Origin of the sequence: Bacillus sp. NPDC060175, assembly GCF_042728695.1 — a bacterium.
GTDB lineage: Bacteria > Bacillota > Bacilli > Bacillales > Bacillaceae_G > Bacillus_A.
The window spans coordinates 1-21978 of sequence record NZ_JBHWYR010000073.1; the positions used below are offsets into that span (position 1 = coordinate 1).

Below are 21978 nucleotides of genomic sequence, written 5' to 3' on the forward strand. Positions count from 1 at the left end.
CTATAACTTTTTATAAACATCTGTGTAAGCTACTTTCAGTTGTTCTCTTCATTGCTTGTTTCCATTTTCTAATTTCTTATTTTTCCTTTATATAAAAGAAATGATCAAAATGATATAAACGTCCAATTTAATAGCATCCTTTCAAACAATTATTTCAAATAAATTTTAGTGCCAGTATACAAAACTCTGTAATTATAAAATTAAAAAGCATGACTTAAAATTGTCATGCTTTTTTCTATCTATATTTTCAAACCTAATACAGAACATTTCACTCGGGAAAGAACTTTTTTATCTTTTATTTATATAGCTACAGTCAGTTTTGAAACTTCCTCAAGTAAAGAACTTTTTTATCCCGGCTCAATTTTTCGTAAGATGTCTATATTACTTGATTGAAGGCTATTTTTGCTTTGTTCATATCTCCTAATCAACCATTTCCCAAAATTGAGATGCTACTTTGGAAATTCTTTGGTCTTTTAATTTTACTATTACAGGCTCTAAATGAAAATCAAATTGTTTCAATTCAAAAAGCGTTGTATGTTCTAAAAATGATGATGTGTAATCCATTCTTGGAATAACGGATAATCCTAGTCCTCTACTAACAAGTGCTACAACCATCCTTATATCTTTACACTCGATAATGATATTTGGCTTGACTTGATGTTCATCAAACACTTTGAAAAGGTCTTCATTGAAGGAGAGTCCTTCCATTGCTCCTAGCATAATGAATGGGAACTGGGCAATCTGTTCAATCGTCACATGCTGTGATGAAAACGATGTTGCCCAACTTGATGGAATAATCACAGCGGTTGGTTGTTTTTTTAATATTTTCATCTCATATTGTTCACTATTGCCCAATCGTAAAAGTAAGGCAACATCAATTTCTCTTTGTTCTAGTCTTTTTAATAATTCTTCTGAATTTCCAGTTACTATATTTATTTTAACATTAGGGTATTGTGTTCTAAACGTACTAACATAGTCAATGAGCATATTCGAACATGCAGATGATACACCGATACTTACTGTTCCTCCTATACCTTGTTCAATTTCTTGAATTTGCTGCTTTACATCTTGAATTTGTATTAACATTTGATTGGCATATTGGTATAGTATTTCACCTGTTGCTGTAAGCTCCCATTTTTGACGATATCGATGAATTAAAGTTGTGCCAAGATCAGTTTCAAGCTTTTTTAATAATTGGCTAAGTGGGGGCTGCGCGATATGGAGCACTTCTGCTGCTTTAGAAATGCTTCCTTGTTTCACAATTTCTTTAAAGTAATATAATTGCCTGAAATCCATTGTATCTCTCCGTCATATGTTTTTTGATATGATTAGTTTATCATATATATATTTTTCATATGTCGAATTTGGCGTTATATTTAATTCTATAGCTATAGTCTTTATATTGATAATATTAACTAGAAAGTGAGAGATACTATGAATCATTGGAACAGAACCTTGAAGCGCATCATCTTATACGTGCTCGGGTTATTTTTTATGTCGATTGGCATTAGCATGTCGATTCAAGCAGGATTTGGTGTATCGCCTGTGTCATCATTAGCATATGCAAGTACGCTAACGATTGGTTTATCGGTTGGTGTGACAATGGCCCTTGCAAATGTTTTATACATTATTATTCAAGTGATATTAAGTAAACGAATGGAGTTAAATGAATTTGTGAGTCAATTCATTATTTCGTTTTTATTTGGGTTTTTCATGGATGCAACACTCTTCCTTGTACAACTTTTCCCTGCACCTGAAACTCTCCTTGCTCGAAGTGTATATTTGATTGTTAGTTTATTTGTTATAGCGGTCGGTTTAATGGGCTATACAACAGCGAAACTGCCATTAATGCCGTATGATGCGTTAACTTATGCAATTAGTGGAAAATTCAATTTGAAATTCGGTAAAGCAAAAATTTTGAGCGATTTAATAAACATTTGTGTGGCTGGTGCAATCTGTATAGTTTTCATTCAATCATTAGGCTCAATCGGAATCGGCACACTAATTGCCGCCTATTTTATCGGCAAAATTTTAGGGTGGATGATACCGTATTATCAACCAACTCTCCAACAATGGGTATTTAAAACAGAGAAGGCTGCCTAAGGAATCATAATAAAGTACAGGAAAAATAGATGAATCAAATTCCTCAGCCGAAATCAAATAATGAATTTTGCATCTTACCAGGTGCCAGTCCACATTAGGAATGGCATTTCTTTATTACTGCCTTTTCTTTGACCTTCTATCACTTTGGTTAAATGATAAAACAAACATTGTATTAAAACTAACCTGCCGTTTAGTTAAAGAAGGATCTTTAAACAACTTTTTTATATTTTAAAAGACTTTATTGTAAATTAAATAACTTTATTGCTACTTAACCCTATTTCATACCATTTTTTCAAACAATTATTTTAAATAATTGTTAATATTAGTACACAAAATTCTGTAATTACAAAATAAAAAAGCATGACATAAAATTGTCATGCTTTTTTATTTCTATAAATAATTTTTTCAAACCTAACCTGGCAGAACCTTTTACTCAGGAAAGAACTTTTTTATTTAGTAAATGACTTTTTTATTCATTGACACACTTAATTCTCAAACACAAAATTAATCTTATTATCTTTCCACTCTAACTTCGCATCAAATGTTTTCTCACCTTTTTTAAAGCCTTTTATTAAATCGGTCTTCTCACCTTTTAATAGCTTTGTCATGTTTTTTTGCGAAATTGATTTACTTAATATCTTCTTCGAAATGGTAAAGTCACACTGTGTTGTGTTGTAGTTGGAACACCCATAAAATGTGGACTTATCAATAACATCGCCATCGCATTTTTTACAGTTCCCGACCTTTTTACCTGTTGTAAATTTCGATCCTTTTCGCTCAATCGATTCAACATGTAATCCAGTGAAATCCCATTTCTCCGACATTTCTACCGCGTCTTCAATAATTTTAGCTGATAGCTTCTTCGTTTGTTCCATAAAAGTAGCTGGTGAAGCTGTGCCTTCTCCAATTTCCGCAAGGCGTTGCTCCCATTTTGCAGTCATTTCTGGTGAAGCCAGTATTTTATCACCGATTGCTGTAATTAATACTTTACCTTTATCGGTTGCATACACTTGGTTTTTCTGCACATCTATATATTTACGATCTTTCAGCATTGTAATAATACCTGCACGAGTTGCCTCAGTACCTAAACCTTCTGTTTTCTTTAATACTTTCTCAAGCTCTTCATTCTCTAAATACTTACCGGCTGTTTTCATTAACGTAATAAGTTGTCCTTCTGTATAACGCTTCGGTGGCTGTGTTTTTCCTTCTTTCACTTTCACCTTTACAACTTTTCCTTGTTCACCTTCAGCTACAATCGGAAGAATCGTTTCGTCATCTTTATCGTCTTGGAAAATAACTTTACGCCAACCTTCTTGTATTTGCTGTTTTCCTTTCGAAATGAACGCTGCACGTTCGTCTACAAGAGTTGTAATTGTTGTATAGTCAAAGATTGCTACTTCATAATGCGCCGCAATCAGCCTTCTTACGATCATATCGTAAATTTTCTTTTCATCACCTGATAGTTTGCTTGGATTTGTAACTTGCTCTGTCGGTATAATTGCGTAGTGATCTGTAACTTTCTTTTCATTCACATAACGCTTATTGTTCATAATCGATTCAATTGGTGCTGGCAATAAACCTTTATATTCATCAAACTGACTTAACTTCTGTAAAATATCAGGGAATGTCGCTGCTTCTCCTTGTGTAACATAGTTAGAATCCGAACGAGGATAAGAGACTATCCCTTTTTGATATAGTGCTTGTGTTATATCAAGCGTCTTTTTCGGTGAAAATTTAAAGGCTTTATTCGCTGTCGCTTGCAGTGCTGATAAATTAAATAAAAACGGCGGCTGAAACTCTTTACGCTCCGTTTTCATTTCTTTTACTACAGCCGGTTTATTTTGACAAAACGCTGCAATTTTATTTGCCAAATCAGGATCATTTAAGCGGGACTCATTATCTTTCTCCCATTTCCCCTCATACTTCTTTCCTTCTATATTAAAGGTTGCGAATACTTCCCAAAACGGCTCTGACTTAAAGTTCTCTATTTCTTTTTCACGCTTTACAATGAGTGCTAATGTTGGTGTTTGTACACGACCAGCGGAAAATACATCGTTCATTCCTTTTTTCTTTAGCAAAATACTAAAGACACGCGATGCATTCATACCAACGACCCAGTCAGCGCAAGATCTTGTATATGCTTCGTAATACGTATTAATCGTATCTGCTTCATCTAGTAAGTTTTTAAATCCTTGATAAATAGCTTGTTTCGTTAAAGATGAAATCCAAAGACGCTTCATTGGCTTTTGCACGTTGCAAAGATTAATAATGTTTCGTACGATCAATTCCCCTTCACGACCAGCATCGCCCGCGTGAATAATTTCTGTTACCTGAGGATTATGTAACAGCTGTTTCACAACGTTAAATTGCTTATATTTTGACTTTGTTACTTCAAATTGAAAACGTTCTGGAATCATTGGTAACGTATTAAGTGACCATTTTTTCCACTCTGCATGATAATGTTCTGGATTACATAACTGCGTCAAATGACCAATTGCCCATGTACAGTACGCTCCATTTGGAAATAACTCATTTGCTTCTACTTCTAAATACCCATCTTTCCGGCGATATTTAAACTGTGAAACAAGAGCCAAACCTTGATCTGGTTTCTCGGCGATAATTAATTTCATTTTATAACTCCCTATCTGTATTCCAGTGTTACTTTCATTGTCTATATGTTTAGAAGCGATGATAAAACAACAATCTTATTTATCATTCACGGTTTGCCTCACAAATGTGAGACCTATAATATTATACGCTTATTCTTAAGAGCTTCACAATAGAAACTCATTATATAACAACCTCTTTCGCATACTCACAAACAAAAAAGACGTCCAAAAATCGAGCGTCCTTTCCATTCACTACTATTTGCTTTCATATATTCTATAAAATTTTAAATATAACAATTCGTTATGAAGTATCGTCTGCAAAGATAACCATCATTATTTGAAAATTATATTGAACTTACCTTTTTTAAATTGTGCAGATAATTTGCAGATATAAATAAGCATAAGTATTCTCCATTTGAACATATGATGAAATGAACGATAGGACAGGGAGGTATCATGATGCTTGCTTATACGTTAACTACCTTAACACTTTGTTGTATCTCGATTATTATTACATCATATATTTCTAAACGTAAGGGTACCCTAATGGAGTATATGGTATTTATTATGTCTTTTAGTATGAGTATCGGTTTAAGCATTGGTTTTTATTTAGGTATTCTATTTAAAGGAGAATTACTATATTCTACTTTGCTTGCTATTTTGATTAGTGGTTTTATTGGTTTTTTAGTCGGTCTACGTTTTCACCTGTATACTGCCTTAGAAGGAATGTTCTCTGGATTAATGGCAAGTATGATGGGAGCTATGATTACAGAAATGTTAAACGCTCAACAAGCTCATAGTATACTGTTCATTAGCCTCTTACTTACTATAACGATAACTATGTCATGTATGATTCAGCTTTTATCTGAAACCTTCTCTACTTATATCCATCGTGGGTTTCTATTATTGCTCTCAATTGGCGTAGTAATCATTGTTTCTGTATTTATAACATTCCCAGATTATGCTCCTCCACCTTCATCCGGACACAATCAACATATGCATTAACACTTGCAAACAAAATTAATAAAGCAGACGCTTTACAAGAGGCGAATATTTTAGGTATGCAAGATGCTTTCCTTGTAACGACTGTATTAGCAATTCTCGTATTTATTATGACGTTGTTTCTTAAGAAAAAATAACACTGTGACTTCTAAATAAGAAAAAATTAGCTGCAATGCTCTTCACAAAAAAAGGTAGGTTTGTGTATAATAAGAACTAATGTTCTTTCTAGAAAGACACTAAACCTGAATTACACTCATATATCAAAAAGAAGAGGATTGATATACTATGAAAATTGATAGACCAAAAATTTCACCAGAGTTATCTTCACGGAATTTTCAAGATGTTTTTTATGAAGAAGATCCAACATTAGAAATGTGTGAAATTATAGACTCCACTTTCGAAAATGAATCTGTAGATAAAGTGCGCTTATATAATGCAGTGATAAAGAATTGTAAGTTCACTAATACAGACTTTAGCAATATTGATATCACAGATGTTTGTTTTGAAAACTGCGATTTATCAAATGTTAATTTAAGCAATTCTTCTGTTCACAGAGTTGAATTTAAAAATAGTAAATTAATTGGAGTTAACTTTACAGAATCTAGCTTAGGAAATGTTAAATTTGAGAATTCAATTTTGAATTTAGCGGCATTTGGAAATTCTAAACTAGAAAAAATTATATTTAATGAAACTTCATTAAATAATGCAGATTTCTTTGACTGTAAACTAAAAAAAGTTGAATTCCAATTATGTAGCCTTGACGAAGCTAATTTTGATCAAACATCACTGAAGGGGATAGATATTAGTTCTTCTAATTTTGATACACTTACAGTTTCAGTGAACGATTTAAGAGGATGTAAAGTATCAACATATCAAGCTGTTCAGTTCGCAACTCTATTAGGATTAATAATTAAAGATTAGTATTTCGGAGGTAGCACAGAACTCTATCCCGAATCATGGACTTTTTTAAGTGTCCACGATTCGAGGTGAAGTTCAAATACATTAGTGGTTACCTTTTTCTTATTATTTAACTACGGCCTGATTTCCCTTTATATGTTCATTATTTTCGCTCATAAACTCTTCGATTTCTTCAACTGATCTAATAATATCTTTTGACAAGTTTTCATACCCGTCTTTCGTTACAAGAATATCATCTTCAATACGAATACCAATTGATTCTTCCTCAATGTAAAGGCCAGGCTCTATCGTAATGACCATACCTGCTTCTAATACTCTATCTTTATACGTTCCTACATCATGCGTATCTAAACCTAGGAAGTGACTTACTCCATGATAATAGTATTTAGATAATTCCTCGTCTTCTTGAATTAAACCAATTGCTTTACACTCTTCTGCTAATACTTTTTTTGTATGCTCATTTAATGCAGCAAACTTTAATCCTGGCTTAATAAGTTCAGTTGTTTCTTTCAATGCTTTTAACACGATATTATATATTTGTTTTTGGCAACTCGAAAACGTTCCGCTAGCTGGGAATGTGTAACTAATATCAGCATTGTAATAGTCTTTTTGAGCACCTAAATCAAGCAGTACTAAATCGCCATTTTGAATTTGTGCATCATTGTCTTCATAATGCAGTACAGTCGCATTTTTACCACTCGCCAAAATTGTATCGAATGCATGATATTTAATACCTGATGATTTTAATGTGAAGTCAAAATGGGCTTCTAATTCATATTCCATTATGCCTGCTTTCGCTTGTTTCAGCACATTATAAATACCCTCTTGAGTAACCACTATTGCTTCTTTAATTTTTTCAATTTCTTCCTCTGTTTTAAACACTCGTAATTCACAAATGTCCGGGTATACATTACCGATTGTAATGTGTGGATATTGTTCTCTTACATGTTTAGCAAACGCTAACGGTTTCGTCTCAGTACCCTTCCACTCACGACGCTCTAAATCTAAATACACATGTTTCACATTTTCTGCGAAAAGTGTATTTGTCATTGTCTTTTCAAAACTTTCTATATATACAACTTTTTTTATACCTGAAATTTGTTCTGCCTCTTCTTTAGAAACTGTTTTTCCAACCCACTTTTCAAGTACTGGATCTGATTTTTCAATGAAAAGAGTTTCTTCCACACTATTCCCAAACTTCTTCAACACGAAAATAATATTCGGCTCATCGATTCCCGTTAAATAGTAAAAATTGCGATTCGGCACAAATTTATAATGTGCATCAGCTGACATATGAGGTGACTGTCCAGCAAATAAAATAGTAATCGATTCATCTGGTAATGTGTTTACTAATCGTTCTCTATTTTGAGCAAAAAATGTTGACTTCATAATAATCCCCCTTGCGTTCTATGTATGTTTTTCAAACTAATTATCCAATACAATTCATTCTATTATTGTTATAATTTTTCGTCAATTAATAGTGTTCATTTTGAAAATAAAACTTTCATTAATGAGTTTCTTACCGCACATATATGCGGGATAAAATCTTCATTACTATTCCACTTGAGATTATGCATACCACTCCACAATTTCTTGACATTTATTCCATATACTTAAAATCTCATACATATAGGAAAGGAGCCTACAAACGTGAAACATTACGTAGGACTAGCCATTACTTCATTATTTATAATTACAGGATGCTCTAATAATGTAGAAACACAACAAGTAAAAAAAGAAACGGTTCAGTCTCAGCCAAAAAATAAAGAAAAAGCAAATACGATTCCGCAAAACTTCTATAAAGAAATTACATCCGGAAAAATCGCGCACATTCATGGAATTGGCTATGCAGGAAATATGCCAGGGATTTCTATCGCAACTCATAGTGGTATAAAAGTTTATCAAAATGGCAAATGGTTTGAAACCGCTACACAGCTACACGATTATATGGGCTTTCAAGCAACGAAAAATGGATTTTTTGCTAGTGGGCATCCGGAACTAGGTGCAAATTTAAAAAACCCTTTAGGATTAATGAAAAGTTCTGATGGCGGCAATAACCTTGAAAAGCTAGCATTCTATGGAGAATCTGATTTTCATAACCTTGCTGTCGGATATAATACGGAAGCGATTTATTTATACAACGAACGTCCTAATTCTAAATTACAACAAGGTTTTTATGTCAGCACAAACAGTGGACAAGAATGGAAAAATAGTAAGTTAAAGGGCCTTTCGAGTACTATCCACTCCTTTTCAGTGCATCCGGATCAATCTAGTGTTGTAGCAGTAAGTGCTAAAGACGGCGTTTATTTATCTACAGATTACGGGAATACTTTTAAATTATTCTCTAAATCTCTTGAATCGACCGCAGTTACATTTAGCGATGAAGATGTCATTTATGCCTCTATTAATAAGGAAAACAAACAAATGATAACGAAGCAATCTATCGCTACAAATGAAGAGGCAAACATACAAGTTCCATCATTAGATGCTAAAGATAACATTATGTATATTACACAAAACCCTCAAAATTCATCTGAGATAGTTTTTGCTACAATGAAAGCAAATGTATTCCTCTCCACAGATGACGGTAAAACGTGGAAACAGATTACTAAAAATGGCACATTACAATTTAATTAGAAAGGTGAATATAACGTGTTTTCAACAATTAGCGAGTGGAGTTATCAACTCATGTCTCCTTTAATGGATGTCGCGAATGCTACGAAATCAACTCCTCTTTTATTTGCGTTTTTATTAGGCATAGTAGGTACCCTTGCTCCTTGCCAATTAACAGGAAACATTAGCGCTATTACACTTTATCCCGCATTAACGGGCAGTAAAACCCCCACTGATTAAAGTTTCACTTTATGGAAATCAATCTTTACAAAAGGGGCATGCCTGGAAACATATACTGTTATTCATTTTAGGAAAAGGAATTCAGCAAACATTAACTTTGTATTTCCCATGGTTACGCAAACTAATCGGACCTTTATTAATTTTAATGGGGCTAATATTATCAGGCATGATAATAGGAAGAAATTTCTTCTCTACCATCTTCCCTATCACATTTATACGAAAACAAAATGAAGTCAGCTCATTTTTGCTTGGGTTCTTCTTTTCGTTAGCTTTCTGCCCTACTATGTTTGTGCTATTTTTCGGAACATTAATACCACTCTCTTTAACATCTAATTACAGGGATTTTTATCCTACCTTTTTCTCTATAGGAACTGGTCTACCTATCATTGTATTAATGTCCATCATCTCCTACCTAGGCTTAAATGGGACACTACTTAAAAAGAGCCGAAAAATAGGAAAAAATATTCAGCGTATAGCTGGTGTACTTCTCATTTTAATCGGACTTTATGATACCGCTCTATATTGGTAATACATACAAAAGGTAAGCTTCAGTGAAATGAGCTTACCTTTTGTATCATTTTATTCATTTTTCTTTTGTTGTAATTGCGCTAACAAATTCGTAACAAATGCGAGAAACAATGGATCTTTCTCTTTCTTAGGCGACCACTGCATAATGAGTTGTCGCGAGATTTTAATTTCTATCGGTTGCACGATAAAGTCATGAATGATTTGTTTATGAAGTCCTGATAACGGAACGATTGTTATACCGTTAACTTGTAAAGTAAGTGCTAATGCCGAGCTAATTGACTCTGACTCCATCACTTTATTAACTGTTATTTCATTTTTCATCAAATATGGTTCAAGTACTTCTTTACAACCAGAAAGTGGCATAATAAAAGGATAATTTTTCAACTCTTTACTAGTAAGGTTAGGTGGAATAGTCTTTGAAGAAACTATAACATAAGGATCTTCACCAATAACTTCATAGTGAAATCCTGGTATTAGATTTTCTTTTATAGAAATAGAAAAATCAGCACTTCCAGCAGACAGCCAATCTAAAACTTCTTGATAGCTTCCCTCTCTAACTGCAAGCACGTACTGACTTTGATCAATATTACCTAATTGGATACACTCCGCCAAACAATATACAGTAACGGAAGGATACGTAGCTAATACAATCTTATACAAACTTTTATTTTTCAATTGTAAAGCTGTTTCTTCAAGATTTTCATACTCCATTAGAAGTCGATCTACACAAACTAAAAATTCTTTTCCATTTTCAGTTAACATCGTTCCTTGCCTAGAGCGATCAAATAAAGTTAAAGCATATCGTTTCTCTAGTTTGTTTATAATATGGGTTATTGCTGGTTGCGTCATATGTAATTCCTTAGCTGCTAAACTAATGCTGTTCAACCGAGCCACATTTTTAAAAACTTTAAAATCAAAAACGTTCATTCTGTTCTCCTTATATAAAAGATATTTATATCATCTATAAATAACCTTCATTATATTTATCAAACCACTTCCTATACACTAAGTATACATCATCAATTTTACAAAAAATAAAGCATATAAACATTAGAGGAGTGTTGATTAAATGAGTACTTACGTTTTAGTACATGGAGCATGGCAAGGCGAATGGGCATGGGAATTAGTAAAACCTCAGCTAGAGGCTTTAGGTCACACTGTTATTACACTAGACTTACCTGGAAGCGGGAAAGATATGACTCCCTCTCAGAATGTAACGTTAGATTCCTATGTTGATGCAGTAACTGATGCTATACATCAACAAAATAAAAATGTTATTCTCGTTGGACATAGTATGGGCGGCATTGTTATTACACAAACAGCTGAATATATACCAAATAAAATCGATAAATTAGTTTATCTTTGCGCATTCTTACCACAAAACGGTGAAAGTCTTGGTAGTAAATTAAATGGAGAAACCGGACCACAATTCTCTATAAACGAGAATGACTTGACTGCAGAACTTATACCAAGGGTGATTGAACAAACATTTTTAAATGCTACAGAAGACGAAGCGATTAAAGAAGCTTCTTTCAAACAAATGCGTCCTCAACCGTTAGGACCATTCCAGCAAGAGCTAAAAATTTCTGAAGAAAGCTTCGGAACTATAGATCGCATTTATATTGAAACAACTCTAGATAGAGCGATTCCGATTGATTTTCAGCGCCGAATGAATACAGAAACTCCTTGCACGAAAATAATTACTTTGGAAGCTGATCATTCACCATTCTTTTCTAAAACAACAGAACTTGTTAATTACTTAAATGAATTAAGCTAAATTTCATTTAATGAAAATAGACACCCGCGGGTGTCTATTTTTTATGCTAACTAAGGATTGTATTTTCTTCTCTACATTTGCATTCCCTTTTGCTTCATCTCCCACTTTTTATACAGTAATACTGCCCCAAATAAGAATACCCCTGCAATGAATGAACTTACTGGTAACATTTTTATCATTTCATCAGGAAATACGAGTGGAAGTAAGGGAAATGCATACGCTGCTGGAATACGTACTCCAACGATTTTCAACAAAATAAACATCAATATCATATTTAATAAAGTAACTACAATCCATGAATCGATTGCAAAGTACAATAAAGTTCCAACAGTCGCCGATATAGTTAATACTACTATTTGTTTAAATGCCATTTTTTCATTGTACATCGGTTTTTGAAGCGATTCATATACAACAACTAATATTGGCGGAATAACCGCTAATTGTTCATAACCAGTGATCCAACATATACTTATCCATACAAAATTTAGTATTAAAAATACAAACATATATTTATATTGTATTTTCACTTTTCTCTCAATACCATTATTCAGTTTAAATATAAGAACACCTAGCATCAATATAAATGTCAAAATGCAGACAGAAATAACAAATGACCATTCAGTCGCATTTGTTACTAATGGTAATAAACCAGTTGCAATAGACGGTGCTAAATTTGATTGTATAACACGTAAAAACAGCATCATGAATATAAGTGTTAAGCTAACTTTTCCTATATACGCTATATCCATTTGATTCACTGCAAAACCAATAACAGCTGTTATTGACGGCGCAATAAAGATTTTTTCTGGTTGTCTTAGCCATCCCGGCTCACGATATGCCCATAAAGCTATTGCCATCGCAGCTATTTCCGGCAAAATTACTTCTGGATCATCTAATAGTACACCAGCTGCGACCATTGCTAAAATAAATAGAATTGCAATGCTATATGAAATAATTGTCTCTTTCCTTGAAATTACTGAATCCATTATTACATACTCCTTTTTATTATCTCTTTTCATTATGCTTGTATAAATGCGGTCAATACAAAGAACCTTTGTATACCCTACTTAGGTATTGTATACAAATAATTTTCATATTTCAAGTATTACTTATCTACTTAGTTTCTCCATACTATTTTATATACAGTATAAAGAGTTGATTTTTTACAGGCATTGACACCTTATAAAAGATAGGTTACAATAACTATAAATTAGTAAGTTACTAATTTAAAATAAAAATCTTAGAGGTGAAAGAAATGAAAAACATTTTATTCCGTATTAATGAATTAGCAAAAAAAGAAAAAACTTTAGGATTAAATAGTGCAGAAAAACAAGAGCAACAAATGCTAAGAAAAAGCTATACGAAAGAATTCCGCGGAAGTTTAGATTCCATTTTACTAAATACAACAATTGTAGATTCTAACGGAGAAAATATTACTCCACTTGCTTTACAGCATGCCCAAGACCGTTTGAAATTTAGCGAATGAGCTCCGTGCTAAAGAATACATTCAATAAAACATAAAAAGAGCTGAAATTCCTATATAGAAATTCCAGCTCTTTTTATTGTCTTTTCTAATTTAGTATACGAGCGATACATAGCAATTCTCCACGATACGATCATCGCAAAGGCAAGTAAGAAAAACATCCCGCTTAATTGTGCTAAATCAATCGATTGACTTAAATATGATTTAAGTCCTACTCGTACAGCTAATAATCCAACTAAAATAAATATGAACGCTTTTGACGGTTTCATATATATGTCTTCACCTTTTATTTCGAACTTAGATGTTTTAATAAGAAATATAGAGAAAATAAGTCCTATACTAATTGCCTCTACTATTTCTAACGATGTTAACCGAAACTCTGGTAAGAAGTACATCGATGCGCCAGTACTCATAAAGATTGGCGGTAATATAATTTTCTTTTTCGTTACCGGTTTTTTCGCTGACTTAACTCGAAGAAACATTACACCAACAGCCATACAAACTGCTACGATACTTGATAAAAGTGCTAAACTCATACTCTCCACCCCTATCTATTTAAAAGACTTTTTGAGCAAAATCATAAACCAAACAAGCCCGACACTTATAATGACATGAGCTAATCCAGCCATATGGCTTAAACCGTTAAAGTCTGTTCCGTTTACTTGTAAAATACCTCTAAATACCATTGTAGCGATTGTAAAAATTAATCCTATGTTATACACAACAAACCATACACGAAAACTTTTTGTTTCACGGACATTAAATACTTTAAATAGAGCCAAAGCGACCAAAAAGAATACGAAGCCGAGCACTAATACGTGTGTATGCACTAATTGCAACATAGTGGATCCTTTAATTCCTTGCGCTTTTGTATACTCTCTAGCAAATACACCTGATAATAAACCAATAATTAAGTAAATGAATGCTGCATTATATAATTTCTTCATTATATTCCTCCTGCTGTAGAACGACAATTAATATCGTCACTTTCCATATTCACTGCAATCATTTTACGCAAAGTTTATGAACGGAATATGAACAGAGTATTACATTGTTATTTTGGTTTTTTATTTCTTGAAAATAAAAAGGCCATTCCACAACTATTAATTGTGGAATGGCCTTCTAACTTATTTTAAATCTTCAATTGAGAAAGCACCCGGCAACAATTGTTCAACCGTCACTTCTTTTTCATCGCCTTTTACATTCGTTAGTAAAACAAGCATTTTCGGATCACAGAATTCAGCAATAACTTGTCTACAAGCACCACATGGTGAAATCGGTCCGTCCGTTTCGCCTGTAATGACTAAATAACTAAAGTCGCGCTCACCTTCTGATACTGCTTTAAAGATCGCCGTTCTTTCGGCACAGTTACATAAGCCGTAAGAAGCATTTTCTATATTACAACCCGTATAGATTTTACCTTCTTTCGTAACTAACGCTGCGCCAACAGGAAATTTTGAATACGGAATATATGCTTTTGATAACATCTTATTTGCTTCTTCAATATATTTTTTCTTATCCATATTATTTCCTCCTCAAAGTAAATGTAATTATGATTAATCAGTAATAACTGTATGAACTAATTTAGGAGCCACTGCTGTTTCAGAGATAGAAATGTTTTCATAAATTTTTGCTTTTACATCTTCTACATTTTCACGATTTGCATAAATCGTTACGAACGGCTCGCCTTCTTTTACTGCATCGCCAACCTTTTTACGTAACATTAAACCTACAGCTAAATCAATTTCATCTTCCTTCGTAGCACGACCTGCACCTAGTAGCATGGCAGCGATACCAATTTCATCCGCAACAATGTTAGAAATAACACCTGAAGTTTTAGCTGGTACATCAATTACATACTTCGCTTGTGGCATTTTTTCTGGATTGTCTACAATCGAGCTGTCTCCGCCTTGATTGCTTAAGAACTCTTTAAATTTCTCAGTTGCTTTTCCGTTTTTCATAACTTCAATTAACATTTCACGAGCTTCTTCTAATGTATTAGCTTTTTTCGCAAGTACAACCATTTGGCTACCTAATACAAGTACTAATTCTGTTAAATCTTCTGGACCTTCGCCTTTTAAAGTATCAATTGCTTCCTTCACTTCTAGAGCGTTACCAATTGCAAAACCAAGAGGTTGTGACATATCTGAAATTACTGCCATCGTTTGACGTCCAACATTATTTCCGATACGTACCATTGCATGAGCTAATTCTTTTGCATCTTCTTCTGTTTTCATAAATGCACCAGCACCTGTTTTTACATCAAGTACGATCGCATCAGCACCAGCTGCAATTTTTTTACTCATAATTGAACTTGCGATTAGAGGAATCGAGTTTACTGTTCCTGTTACATCACGAAGTGCATAGATTTTTTTATCAGCAGGTGTTAAGTTTCCTGTTTGTCCGATAACAGCCACTTTATCACGGTTTACAATATCAATGAATTGCTCTTTCGTAATCTCAACGTGGAACCCTTCCACTGCTTCTAATTTGTCAATTGTTCCGCCCGTATGTCCTAAACCACGACCAGACATTTTTGCTACTGGTACATCTAAAGCAGCAACTAATGGTCCTAATACTAATGTTGTTGTATCACCAACACCGCCAGTTGAATGCTTATCTACTTTAATGCCTTCAATTGCTGATAAGTCGATTGTTTCTCCAGACTCAACCATTGCCATTGTTAAATCTGCACGTTCACGATCCGTCATATCTCGGAAGAAGATTGCCATTGCAAGTGCACTCGCTTGATAATCAGGAATACTTCCATCTGTATATCCATTAATAAAGAATTTGATTTCTTCAGTCGTTAATTCTTTTCCATCACGTTTTTTCGCAATAATATCTACCATTCTCATTACAATCACCATTCCTTTTCATATTATATGAATCTTTTAAAATAATAAGCCAACGATTGTTGCTGATAAGAAACTTACTAACGTTGCACCGAAAAGTAATTTCAAGCCGAATCTTGCGACTACATTTCCTTGTTTTTCATTTAAGCTTTTCACCGCTCCTGCAATAATTCCAATTGAAGAGAAGTTTGCAAATGATACTAAGAATACAGATATAATCGCTGTCGTTCTATCTGAGAAATTAAAGTTTCCTTGCGCTAAATCTGTCATCGCTACAAATTCATTTGATACAAGTTTTGTCGCCATAATATTACCGGCATTAACTGCTTCATGCCAAGGAACACCCATGATAAATGCAAATGGTGCAAATACATAGCCAAGAATTTCTTGGAATGAGATACCAATTACACCTTTAAATACTGCATTAATAAAAGCGATAAGGGCAACGAAACCGATTAACATAGCTGCTACTGTAATTGCAACTTTAAATCCATCTATAATATATTCCCCTAATACTTCAAAAAAGGTCTTTTTCTCTTCTTCTTGTACTTCTAACATATCTTCTTCTTCAGTAACCTCATACGGATTAATAATAGAAGCGATAATAAAACCACCAAATAAGTTAAGTACTAAAGCGGTTACAACATATTGTGGTTTTAATAACACCATGTACGATCCAACGATAGACATAGAAACGGTAGACATTGCAGATGCACATAATGTATACATTCTCTTTTCTGGCAATAATCCTAGTTGTTTCTTAACTGAAATAAACACCTCAGATTGCCCTAAAATCGCAGAAGCAACAGCGTTATATGATTCTAATTTCCCCATTCCATTTACTTTACTTAATACTAGACCGATAGATTTCACAATAATAGGTAATACTTTAATGTGTTGCAAAATACCTATTAAAGCTGATATAAATACGATTGGCATCAATACACTTAAAAAGAACGAAAACTCTTTTTGATTTACTAATCCACCAAATACGAAATTCACACCATCAGCGGCATATTTTAATAATTCTCCAAAACCATCTGCTATTCCGCTAATTAATATATTCCCTACGCTTGTATTTAATAATAAAAACCCCAAAATGAATTGTAATATAACCATCGTTATGATTGGGCGATATTTGACTTTCTTTCTATCATTACTAGCAAGCCAAGCGATACCTAAAATCAATACGAGGCCTAAAACACCGATTAAGTATTTCATAAGCCGTCTCCTCCCATTCGTATCCGCTTACATTCTTTTCAATTGTTAAAGCAATAGATACACTTTACTTTAAACGTGTATCTATTGCTCTTCACTCTTTATTGATTAGTAGTTATCTGTAGCACCTTTTGCATCATTTAATACGATTGCAACACTAGCACTTGCTCCAACGCGAGAAGCTCCAGCCTCTACCATTTTGTCTGCATCTTCACGTGTACGAACGCCACCAGATGCTTTCACGCCAACGTTTGGTCCAACTGTTTTACGCATTAATGCGATATCTTCTGCAGTTGCTCCGCCAGTTGAGAATCCAGTTGAAGTTTTTACGAAATCAGCGCCAGCTTTTACTGATAATTCACAAGCACGAACTTTTTCTTCGTCTGTTAGAAGGCAAGTTTCAATGATTACTTTTACAAGAGCTTTTCCTTTTGCTGCTTGTACTACTTCATAAATATCTTTTTCAACGAACTCATTGTCGCCATCTTTTAAAGCACCTACGTTGATTACCATATCAACTTCAGTTGCACCTTTTGCGATAGCATCTTTTGTTTCGAATGCTTTTGTTTCAGTAGTGCTTGCTCCTAATGGGAAACCGATTACAGTACAAACGTCTACATCATGTCCAGCTAATTCTTCAGCAGCTAGCTTTACCCATGTAGGATTAATACAAACTGAAGCAAATTTGTATTGCTTTGCCTCTTCGATTACTTTCATAACATCTTCTTTAGTAGAATTTGGTTTTAAAATTGTATGGTCAATTAACTTTGCAATATTCATTATCATCACTCCTCATATCTTTTAACAACTTCATTCTAACTCTTAGTTGAACAAATGTAAATACACTTTTGAAATTTTGTTCATTCTTTTTTAGAAGGGAATTTCTTGTAATACATTGAAAGTAGTATAAGCTTGTAAATAAAGGATGTGAACCACTTGTTTAAGTCAAAATTCTTTATATTCACATTGCTAGTATGCACCTCACTATCCATATTTATTTTTTATAAAAGGGATGTTATTTTCCAAGAAGGAAACCCCATTCCATTTGCTTTAGCTATGTCTAAGATGGTTATTCAAAATAAAGAAATGGTGGAAGTAGAACCGATAGATAATCAATACCCCTACTTAGTAAAGCGCGGAAAAATGGAACCTTTTATCAATATGCTGGAGCAAGATGGATGGACTTTTGTAGATAGAGATATTATGGCTAACTCATTAATTTTTGAAAAAGGAGATCAATCAAAGAGCGTTCCTTACAAATACTTTACAAGGTACTACACATTGATTTATTCATACTAAAAATAAAAGGCTTTCTCAAAATTAATAGTTTGAGAAAGCCTTTTATTTCTAACCTTTTTGATAATGTAACAATTCTTTTGCTGTATGCTGATCGATAATTAATACATTTGCATACCCACCACGTAACGCACCATCAATTGCTTTTATTTTTCTATTACCACCTGCAACTAAAATAGAGCGTTTCTTTAATTTAAGTTCCTCTAACTCAATTCCAATTGTACGCTTATTAATTTCTTCGCTACTAATATTTCCGTCTCCATCAAAGAAACGTGAACAAATGTCACCGACAGCTTGTTTTTTCAGGATATTCGTTTCATCCTTATCTAAATATCCTAATCGGAATAATAACGCTTCATCACGCACTGTACCAACAGTGAAAATTGCAATATTTGCTTGTTTCCCCATTTCAATAATGTGATGAATATGTCGATCCTGCTCTACTAACTCTTTTGTCACCGCATTATCAAATATAACTGGAAGGGGTAGATTTCTTGGCGTCGTTTGAAAAGCATCTGCAAATAAAGCAATCGTCTCATTCGCATATGTATTTACACTGGAGTGACTAATGCCACCTTTTAATTGGACAACCTCTACGCCTTTTACATGTTGTGGCACGATTTTTCTAGCGATTTCATACATCGTCATTCCCCAGCTTACACCAACGATATCACCAGTTTTCACTGTCTTTTCCATATACTCAGCAGCATATTTACTAATATACTCCGTAATCGTTGCATATTCTGGTACTGGAGAAAATACGACATGTGCTTCTAACAGGTTGTACTTTTCTTTAAGTAAATTCCCAACGTTATCTAAGTCAGCAAATGGATCAGCTATACTAATTTGAACAAATCCTTTTTCTTTCGCGTATTTTAATAATCTAGAGATCGTCGGTCTTGAAATATTTAATTTGTTAGCAATTTCTTGCTGACTATAATCTGATTGATAATATAATCTTGCAACTTCAACGCTTAATTGTTGTTTATCTTTTTCCATAGTAACTCATTACAAATCCTTTCCTGTATTTCCCTTTCGTTACAAGCATTATACAGCTTTATGCAAGAAATTTCGACTCCCTTATTTATCAGCCTAAACTTCTACTCCACTTAGTATTTACAATGAAACTTTATTGTGTAGCTTACTTTTTACACCTTTATAGGAGTTGGACGCTTGTTTATAAGCGCCACTCCCCTTCTTTGATACATTTCCATTTGCTAGATTAATAAGCATTTCAAATGCCATAACACGATTTCCTAGTCCTATTGTTATTCCTCACTTTCCACTTGTAATTTTCTATTTCAATTGAATATGCAATATTCCTTATTTTGTTATTGTAATATTCATTTATTAACTATCGTTTACTAGCGCATCATTAATATCCATTGATAAATCAGCATTTGTAATTTAATTCCTTATACTAAGCTCTGATAAAATACTTTTAAACACTTTATTTAAATAATTATATTGGAATATTTTGTTCTACACATCTATACGTGTTTTATGTATTATATAGCAGAAGAGTAAGATAAGAGTTACTCTTTGCCATTTTAGGAGAGGTTCTGTTGGAGACAACAGGACCTTTTTTCGTAAAGAGATGGTTTTGTTTAATTTTTCACCACTAACCACAAAAAATATCTTATAATCGTTATATAATAAATCAAAGGATTAGGAGTAGATCAAATGCCAGTTACACTAGAACTTATTCTTTTCATTCTTATAGCAATTAGTGCTGTTGGCTATTTAATAAAAGAATTTCAAAAAACTAGGAAAAGAACACTTGGAATTTCAATAGAATTTTTGGTTCTTTTCTGGTCAATATGGAGAATATCGACTATCATAATCTAATTTGTAAAATATAATCCCCCTTGAATGAAACTCAATATTCCGTCAATACTGTTAATAGGCTGTATGCCAAATCTCATTTAAAGTAGTTTTCTCTGTATCTCCTTGTAGGGTGCAGTTAGCTTTTGCTAGCTGCTCTTTGTTTATAATAATGCACACAATCACCTGGACTAGATATAATATTTTGTGTTCCTTTCTTTATAAAATAAAGTAGTCTTTACAAAATAGATCTCGTCACGAGAGCACTTAATAAAGTGCTCTTTTTTAGGTTTTAAACTAATACAAAATGAAATTTTTGTTATAAATAATGAACTTTCAAAGCTACTGAATTGTAAATATAAATACACTACTACATATCTATAAAGGGGCGTGTTTATATGAATCTATATCAAAGAATATCTTTAATGATTATTATTTTAGTCCCCCTATTTTTCTTAACTGTCACTCTTGTAACTGCTCGATGGGATTTCTTTTTTTGGAGCCTACCGCCTAGTTTCATAAGTGGGATAACAGCTTTCATCGCTTTTCAAAAATCACAAAAGTAGACAAAACACTTTGTAAAGAGTGCCTTTGCAAGGCGCTCTTTTTTAACATGTACTTACCAAATAGCGGTTTTATTAAAAAGCTTCTCACATATAAATTGGACAAGCATATGCTATTGTATGGGGTCCCGACTCATAGAAAACTATCTTTCTATTCTAAGAGCACGCATATATGCGTGCTCTTAGATTGTTTACAATGAAATATAGAGTTTATTAATTTTCTCAATTCACTAATGGAAAAGCATTAATAAAAATATCTGTATATTTATCGAATATAGTTTTGAATTCTTATAAAACTATATAATTTTGGAGTTGGTTAATACGTTACAAAAAACTGACCGTATTATCATTATGGTCCCTCCACTTTCACAAGTGTTTGTTACATTTTTCTCATCATCAGGAGAACCTATTTCATCACAAGTTTTGTCTAATACATCTCCATACCCTGTATCAATGATTGCACTTAGTGAACTTGAAAGTAAATTATTTGAAGTCGAGTTAACATCAATACTACTTCATTTAAACTCGGAGGAAGGCACCTTAGGGTGTCTTTTTTTTATAAAAATTAGAAGCTTGGAAAAGGATATGTAATATTGCATATTAAATCGATTAGATATTATGATATACTCTCAAGGTGTGATACATAATTTCTTTAGATTGGAAAACTAAACCTTATCTACCCAATTGTGGGGGACGCCTTATGGCGTCTTTTTTTTTAGGACCTGCTCAATTAATGAGTAAAAACATAAAGTAAAGTGAATCCATTAAAATACATGAGTGACCTTAATTTTCCCCTCCTACTCAAAGGAGAGATTAAAATGGGCTTTGGTGGTAGTTGTAGTAGTTGTGGCGGCGGCTTTGCTTTATTAGTTGTATTATTTATTTTATTAATCATAGTTGGAGCTAGCTGCTTCTGCTAAAAAACTATTGGAAAAGACACTCTTATAGG

20 protein-coding genes and 2 pseudogenes are annotated in these 21978 nt (G+C 33.3%); 9 read left to right on the forward strand and 13 right to left on the reverse strand.

Features of this window, described 5'->3' with window-relative positions:
- Window positions 1–420 precede the first annotated feature (420 nt).
- On the reverse strand, window positions 421–1296 hold the full coding sequence (locus ACFWDE_RS24980) for a LysR family transcriptional regulator (protein ID WP_002148786.1): 876 nt from the start codon (window positions 1294–1296) through the stop codon (window positions 421–423).
- A 138-nt stretch (window positions 1297–1434) separates the two neighbouring features.
- Between ACFWDE_RS24980 and ACFWDE_RS24985 the strand changes: the two genes are divergently transcribed.
- Complete coding sequence (locus tag ACFWDE_RS24985; RefSeq protein WP_377895442.1) at window positions 1435–2103, forward strand: YczE/YyaS/YitT family protein; 669 nt, start codon at window positions 1435–1437, stop codon at window positions 2101–2103.
- 485 nt (window positions 2104–2588) lie between these two features.
- On the opposite strand, the gene topB is transcribed toward ACFWDE_RS24985, so the two are convergent.
- Window positions 2589–4733, reverse strand: a complete 2145-nt coding sequence (gene topB / locus ACFWDE_RS24990; protein WP_377895444.1) for a DNA topoisomerase III — start codon at window positions 4731–4733, stop codon at window positions 2589–2591.
- Window positions 4734–5171: 438 nt separating this feature from the next.
- Here topB and ACFWDE_RS24995 point away from each other — a divergent pair, with 438 nt between their 5' ends.
- Both ACFWDE_RS24995 and ACFWDE_RS25000 read left to right on the forward strand, forming a co-directional pair.
- Entirely contained in the window at window positions 5172–5717 is a 546-nt protein-coding gene (locus ACFWDE_RS24995; protein ID WP_377895446.1) for a hypothetical protein, read from the forward strand.
- 282 nt (window positions 5718–5999) lie between these two features.
- Window positions 6000–6635: a pentapeptide repeat-containing protein gene (locus ACFWDE_RS25000; RefSeq protein ID WP_377895448.1), complete on the forward strand. Its 636-nt coding sequence runs from the start codon at window positions 6000–6002 to the stop codon at window positions 6633–6635.
- Between the two features lie 102 nt (window positions 6636–6737).
- On the opposite strand, the gene ACFWDE_RS25005 is transcribed toward ACFWDE_RS25000, so the two are convergent.
- Window positions 6738–8021, reverse strand: coding sequence for an aminopeptidase P family protein (locus ACFWDE_RS25005; RefSeq protein ID WP_377895451.1), 1284 nt, complete (start codon window positions 8019–8021; stop codon window positions 6738–6740).
- A 261-nt stretch (window positions 8022–8282) separates the two neighbouring features.
- Here ACFWDE_RS25005 and ACFWDE_RS25010 point away from each other — a divergent pair, with 261 nt between their 5' ends.
- Window positions 8283–9269, forward strand: a complete 987-nt coding sequence (locus ACFWDE_RS25010; protein ID WP_377895453.1) for a F510_1955 family glycosylhydrolase — start codon at window positions 8283–8285, stop codon at window positions 9267–9269.
- 15 nt (window positions 9270–9284) lie between these two features.
- Window positions 9285–10014, forward strand: a pseudogene (locus tag ACFWDE_RS25015) (urease accessory protein UreH domain-containing protein).
- A gap of 50 nt (window positions 10015–10064) precedes the next feature.
- Here the strand turns inward: ACFWDE_RS25015 and ACFWDE_RS25020 are convergent.
- On the reverse strand, window positions 10065–10940 hold the full coding sequence (locus tag ACFWDE_RS25020) for a LysR family transcriptional regulator (RefSeq protein WP_377895455.1): 876 nt from the start codon (window positions 10938–10940) through the stop codon (window positions 10065–10067).
- Window positions 10941–11082: 142 nt separating this feature from the next.
- Here ACFWDE_RS25020 and ACFWDE_RS25025 point away from each other — a divergent pair, with 142 nt between their 5' ends.
- Window positions 11083–11790 carry an alpha/beta fold hydrolase gene (locus ACFWDE_RS25025; RefSeq protein WP_377895457.1) on the forward strand — a complete coding sequence of 236 codons (708 nt, stop codon included), beginning with the start codon at window positions 11083–11085 and terminating at the stop codon, window positions 11788–11790.
- Between the two features lie 71 nt (window positions 11791–11861).
- On the opposite strand, the gene ACFWDE_RS25030 is transcribed toward ACFWDE_RS25025, so the two are convergent.
- The gene (locus tag ACFWDE_RS25030) at window positions 11862–12776 is read right to left on the reverse strand and encodes a hypothetical protein (RefSeq protein WP_377895459.1); all 915 of its coding nucleotides are present in this window, start codon (window positions 12774–12776) and stop codon (window positions 11862–11864) included.
- Between the two features lie 269 nt (window positions 12777–13045).
- On the opposite strand from ACFWDE_RS25030, the gene ACFWDE_RS25035 reads away from it, so the two are divergent.
- Window positions 13046–13276: a DUF896 domain-containing protein gene (locus ACFWDE_RS25035; protein WP_377895460.1), complete on the forward strand. Its 231-nt coding sequence runs from the start codon at window positions 13046–13048 to the stop codon at window positions 13274–13276.
- A 50-nt stretch (window positions 13277–13326) separates the two neighbouring features.
- Here the strand turns inward: ACFWDE_RS25035 and ACFWDE_RS25040 are convergent, their stop codons facing one another.
- The 6 genes from ACFWDE_RS25040 to deoC form a co-directional block, all read right to left on the reverse strand.
- Window positions 13327–13809: a CcdC family protein gene (locus ACFWDE_RS25040; protein WP_002148816.1), complete on the reverse strand. Its 483-nt coding sequence runs from the start codon at window positions 13807–13809 to the stop codon at window positions 13327–13329.
- A gap of 15 nt (window positions 13810–13824) precedes the next feature.
- Window positions 13825–14220 (reverse strand): DUF2871 domain-containing protein, encoded by a 396-nt coding sequence (locus tag ACFWDE_RS25045; RefSeq protein ID WP_002148817.1) that lies wholly within the window; start codon window positions 14218–14220, stop codon window positions 13825–13827.
- A 180-nt stretch (window positions 14221–14400) separates the two neighbouring features.
- Window positions 14401–14796: a cytidine deaminase gene (locus ACFWDE_RS25050; protein WP_002148820.1), complete on the reverse strand. Its 396-nt coding sequence runs from the start codon at window positions 14794–14796 to the stop codon at window positions 14401–14403.
- A gap of 33 nt (window positions 14797–14829) precedes the next feature.
- On the reverse strand, window positions 14830–16131 hold the full coding sequence (locus ACFWDE_RS25055) for a pyrimidine-nucleoside phosphorylase (RefSeq protein ID WP_002148821.1): 1302 nt from the start codon (window positions 16129–16131) through the stop codon (window positions 14830–14832).
- Between the two features lie 36 nt (window positions 16132–16167).
- Window positions 16168–17349: a NupC/NupG family nucleoside CNT transporter gene (locus tag ACFWDE_RS25060; RefSeq protein WP_002035026.1), complete on the reverse strand. Its 1182-nt coding sequence runs from the start codon at window positions 17347–17349 to the stop codon at window positions 16168–16170.
- Window positions 17350–17454: 105 nt separating this feature from the next.
- Entirely contained in the window at window positions 17455–18126 is a 672-nt protein-coding gene (gene deoC, locus ACFWDE_RS25065; protein WP_002012110.1) for a deoxyribose-phosphate aldolase, read from the reverse strand.
- Between the two features lie 156 nt (window positions 18127–18282).
- On the opposite strand from deoC, the gene ACFWDE_RS25070 reads away from it, so the two are divergent.
- Complete coding sequence (locus ACFWDE_RS25070) at window positions 18283–18645, forward strand: hypothetical protein (protein WP_377895464.1); 363 nt, start codon at window positions 18283–18285, stop codon at window positions 18643–18645.
- 48 nt (window positions 18646–18693) lie between these two features.
- On the opposite strand, the gene ACFWDE_RS25075 is transcribed toward ACFWDE_RS25070, so the two are convergent.
- On the reverse strand, window positions 18694–19641 hold the full coding sequence (locus tag ACFWDE_RS25075; protein WP_002148824.1) for a DNA-binding transcriptional repressor DeoR: 948 nt from the start codon (window positions 19639–19641) through the stop codon (window positions 18694–18696).
- Window positions 19642–19793: 152 nt separating this feature from the next.
- Window positions 19794–19908, reverse strand: a pseudogene (locus tag ACFWDE_RS25080) (Holliday junction resolvase RecU); the annotation flags it as partial.
- A gap of 1939 nt (window positions 19909–21847) precedes the next feature.
- Between ACFWDE_RS25080 and ACFWDE_RS25085 the strand changes: the two are divergent.
- Window positions 21848–21949, forward strand: coding sequence for a YjcZ family sporulation protein (locus tag ACFWDE_RS25085; RefSeq protein WP_000505688.1), 102 nt, complete (start codon window positions 21848–21850; stop codon window positions 21947–21949).
- Window positions 21950–21978 lie beyond the last annotated feature (29 nt).

Bases quoted from the DNA above. Each gene is read 5' to 3' on its own strand.
- ACFWDE_RS24980 (WP_002148786.1), bottom strand. From the start codon at position 1,296: ATGGATTTCAGGCAATTATATTACTTTAAAGAAATTGTGAAACAAGGA.
- ACFWDE_RS24985 (WP_377895442.1), top strand. From the start codon at position 1,435: ATGAATCATTGGAACAGAACCTTGAAGCGCATCATCTTATACGTGCTC.
- topB (WP_377895444.1), bottom strand. From the start codon at position 4,733: ATGAAATTAATTATCGCCGAGAAACCAGATCAAGGTTTGGCTCTTGTT.
- ACFWDE_RS24995 (WP_377895446.1), top strand. From the start codon at position 5,172: ATGCTTGCTTATACGTTAACTACCTTAACACTTTGTTGTATCTCGATT.
- ACFWDE_RS25000 (WP_377895448.1), top strand. From the start codon at position 6,000: ATGAAAATTGATAGACCAAAAATTTCACCAGAGTTATCTTCACGGAAT.
- ACFWDE_RS25005 (WP_377895451.1), bottom strand. From the start codon at position 8,021: ATGAAGTCAACATTTTTTGCTCAAAATAGAGAACGATTAGTAAACACA.
- ACFWDE_RS25020 (WP_377895455.1), bottom strand. From the start codon at position 10,940: ATGAACGTTTTTGATTTTAAAGTTTTTAAAAATGTGGCTCGGTTGAAC.
- ACFWDE_RS25025 (WP_377895457.1), top strand. From the start codon at position 11,083: ATGAGTACTTACGTTTTAGTACATGGAGCATGGCAAGGCGAATGGGCA.
- ACFWDE_RS25030 (WP_377895459.1), bottom strand. From the start codon at position 12,776: ATGGATTCAGTAATTTCAAGGAAAGAGACAATTATTTCATATAGCATT.
- ACFWDE_RS25035 (WP_377895460.1), top strand. From the start codon at position 13,046: ATGAAAAACATTTTATTCCGTATTAATGAATTAGCAAAAAAAGAAAAA.
- ACFWDE_RS25040 (WP_002148816.1), bottom strand. From the start codon at position 13,809: ATGAGTTTAGCACTTTTATCAAGTATCGTAGCAGTTTGTATGGCTGTT.
- ACFWDE_RS25045 (WP_002148817.1), bottom strand. From the start codon at position 14,220: ATGAAGAAATTATATAATGCAGCATTCATTTACTTAATTATTGGTTTA.
- ACFWDE_RS25050 (WP_002148820.1), bottom strand. From the start codon at position 14,796: ATGGATAAGAAAAAATATATTGAAGAAGCAAATAAGATGTTATCAAAA.
- ACFWDE_RS25055 (WP_002148821.1), bottom strand. From the start codon at position 16,131: ATGAGAATGGTAGATATTATTGCGAAAAAACGTGATGGAAAAGAATTA.
- ACFWDE_RS25060 (WP_002035026.1), bottom strand. From the start codon at position 17,349: ATGAAATACTTAATCGGTGTTTTAGGCCTCGTATTGATTTTAGGTATC.
- deoC (WP_002012110.1), bottom strand. From the start codon at position 18,126: ATGAATATTGCAAAGTTAATTGACCATACAATTTTAAAACCAAATTCT.
- ACFWDE_RS25075 (WP_002148824.1), bottom strand. From the start codon at position 19,641: ATGGAAAAAGATAAACAACAATTAAGCGTTGAAGTTGCAAGATTATAT.
- ACFWDE_RS25085 (WP_000505688.1), top strand. From the start codon at position 21,848: ATGGGCTTTGGTGGTAGTTGTAGTAGTTGTGGCGGCGGCTTTGCTTTA.